The sequence below is a fragment of the Leptolyngbya sp. FACHB-36 genome (genome assembly GCF_014695955.1).
Lineage (GTDB): Bacteria > Cyanobacteriota > Cyanobacteriia > Leptolyngbyales > Leptolyngbyaceae > FACHB-36.
Genome location: NZ_JACJPG010000394.1, coordinates 1 through 2,897, shown reverse-complemented (window position 1 = coordinate 2,897; position 2,897 = coordinate 1). Strand labels below are relative to the sequence as shown.

The 2,897-nt window shown below is 52.1% G+C and carries 3 protein-coding genes; 1 reads left to right on the top strand and 2 read right to left on the bottom strand.

The annotated features are described in order from the left end of the window. Window positions 1-132 precede the first annotated feature (132 nt). Together H6F43_RS11100 and H6F43_RS11095 are read right to left on the bottom strand one after the other, a co-directional pair. On the bottom strand, window positions 133-903 hold the full coding sequence (locus H6F43_RS11100) for an isoprenyl transferase (protein ID WP_190342826.1): 771 nt from the start codon (window positions 901-903) through the stop codon (window positions 133-135). A 65-nt stretch (window positions 904-968) separates the two neighbouring features. Then, a complete protein-coding gene (locus H6F43_RS11095) occupies window positions 969-2,099 on the bottom strand; it encodes a ferritin-like domain-containing protein (RefSeq protein ID WP_242025515.1) in 1,131 nt (376 codons plus the stop codon). A gap of 13 nt (window positions 2,100-2,112) precedes the next feature. On the opposite strand from H6F43_RS11095, the gene H6F43_RS11090 reads away from it, so the two are divergent. Further along, the coding region (locus H6F43_RS11090) for an AAA family ATPase (protein WP_242025513.1) at window positions 2,113-2,897 on the top strand (785 nt) is incomplete at its 3' end.

Below are 2,897 nucleotides of genomic sequence, written 5' to 3'. Positions count from 1 at the left end.
CGATCGACTTCTCACTTTTTGCACCAGTAGGTAAACAATCATCGCAGCTCAATCTCACTAAATGCTACTTGAGCTGTTCATCGACCCTGTGAACGCCTGACTTCCGCTAATGGGCAATTGTTTCCTTGAGGTTTAAGCAAGTAAGGCAGCTTCCTCACGCGAAATTTTTCCAAAGCGACGCTCGCGTCCCTGGTAATGCAATAGTGCCTGGTGCAGTGCTGCCCGATCAAAATCAGGAAATAAAACATCTGTAAAATACAATTCCGTGTACGCCATTTGCCATAGCAAATAGTTACTCAGGCGCATTTCGCCACTGGTCCGAATCAGCAAATCGGGATCAGAACTTCCGGCGGTATAGAGCTGCTGCTCAAATACGGCTGCATTAATTTCTGATGGCATCAGCGTCCCCTGCTGCACGTGTTCCGCAAGCTGACGGCAGGCGTTGACCAACTCGGCACGACCACCATAATTGACAGCCACGTTGAAGCGAACAGCCTGATTGTGCGCAGTTTCTCGCATAGAACGATGCATTTCGCGCTGTAGAGACGGGGAGAGATCTGACAAATCCCCAATAAACGAAATTCTCACCCCTTCCTGTCGCATTTCTGCTAATTCATGTCGGAGCAACTGCTCAAACAAACCCATGAGAAAATGAACTTCCTCTGCTGGTCGCCGCCAGTTTTCGGTAGAAAAGGCGTAGGCAGTTAGCGTGGAGATGCCCCAATCTTTGCAGCAGCGCAGAAGCTCTTTCAGGGACTTGGCTCCTTGACGATGTCCCACGAAGCGGGGTAATCCTTGTCGGGTTGCCCAGCGACCGTTCCCGTCCATAATCACGGCAATGTGGGTAGGTAACTGTTGAGGATTCAGGTTTCTAGGTAGCGTTGAGAGATCTTGGCGAGCCATAACTATTATTGAGAAAATTGAGAAATTGCAGATAGGAGTTGGACGATCGAGCGTTCTGAGGTAATTCAGTTTTTGAGACAAAGAGATGGCTGTCCAAACAAGTCTTGCAGGGTAGCCGGAGTCAGTTCCTGGCTCCACCGCCAAAGAAGCCGGAGAGCATAGAAGCAGGTAAAAGCGAAGGTCAGCTTATTTGCTGCCGACCAAGTGCGCCAGCCCAGTACCGTGGTCATGCGGTGGAGCGTGCCAAACAGACTGCTGCGATCGGGCTGATAGGTCACTCGCCCCTTCATGGCTTGCACGACTGTCCAGCTGATCTGGGTGAGCGATGAATTGGGGTAAGCCCAAACCCCAAAACCCCAAAATTTCGTCATGTGATTGATTTCATCCAGCACCAGTTCTTCCAGCACCGCTTGCAGAGGTCCGGTCGTGTGTGCCATTAACCAGAGATAGAGACAGGCTGCTCCATACTCGGTCGCAACTCGGTGTAACCCGTGACGATACAGATCGCTGATTCGATCGCTAGAAGGCTGATACTGCCGAACCGCATGGGGTTGCGGAATCGCGGTTTCGTGGGTGAGCTGGCTGTAGAGTTTAACGAGAGCTGGAGTGTGCTGTCGCTCCTCTTTTTCCCACAGACCCAGCTCTAGCAGGGTGCCATCTGTCGCAGCAACTCCTCCAACAAAGCGAGCCATGCAGGGATGAAGCGGTTCTAGGTATTGTCGGCTGGTTTGGGTATAGTCTCGAATCGGTGCTTCCGTATCGATCGCCCCTTTCAGAATTGCCAGAAACACGGGGAGCTGTATGCCAACAATCTGATCGGGTGCGATCGCTTGCCAGTGAATCGGCTTCCAGGGACGCGGCTGGGGATGTTGGAACTGGTGCGGTAGATCCTGGAGACGATCGTTCAGGTGAGCCGACGAGAAGTAATGGTCTAACAGCACTTTCAGACGCGGCTGAAGTGGTAAGTGGGAATCAAACGAGTGATATTCTGCAACGTTCAGCGATTGAGTGTCGATCGTCATGGTTGCTACTCCAGCAGGGTTTCTGTACCATCGCCAATAGCCTACGCAATCAATTTGTCTGGCGTCAGTCGGCGTCAGTCGGCAGGTGGCTACGGGTAAAAGTCGGAAAGTCGGCAACGTCGGAGATGGAGACACGGACCGGACTAACCGAGTAAAATAAGTAACAGTCTTCATCGGTCACTCCGCAATGGATGCTGAGACTGCACTGGAGTGGGTTGATCAGTTGCTATTTCGCAAAACTGGGGAACGCCTCAGTGCATTGCAGAGGAATATTCTGCACAAGGTTTTGCGTGGACAAAAATATTTAGAGATTGCGGCTCACTTTGGCTACACCGAAGGACACATCAAAGATGTTGGCTCGCACTTGTGGAAGGTGCTATCTAAACTGCTAGGTGAGCGCATTACCAAAAGTACCTGTCGGGCAGTTCTAGAGCGATATCTACAATCGGTATCTGGAGTTCCAGCAGCGCCTGTCACTCCGCTACCGTTGAAAGACGATCGTGCGATTCCAGAAAATTTCGTCGGACGCGAAGCCGCCATTGCCCACCTCAGTAGCCTGGTTCAGCAGGGCTGCAAGGTGATTGTGATTCAGGGAGAAGGCGGCTTGGGCAAAACGACCCTGGCACAGCTTTACCTTCAGACCCAGGGGTTTGAGAATGTGCTAGAGCTGTTGATGGCAAAGGAACCCCAAAACATTACATCCGTAGAGCGGGTTGTTGAAGAATGGCTGAAACAGGACTTTGAACAAGAGCCGGGATCGGAATTCGGAGTCTCGTTGGGGCGTCTGAAGCGCCAACTGCATCAGCGGCGAGTGGGTATCTTGATTGACAACCTGGAACCTGCCCTCGATTCGGAAGGACGGCTGATCGCATTCCACCGTCAGTATGTGGAGCTGTTGCGGGTGCTGGCAGATGCCAGAGTGCAGTCTGTAACGTTGATTACGAGCCGCGATCGCCTGTGTGAACCTGACCT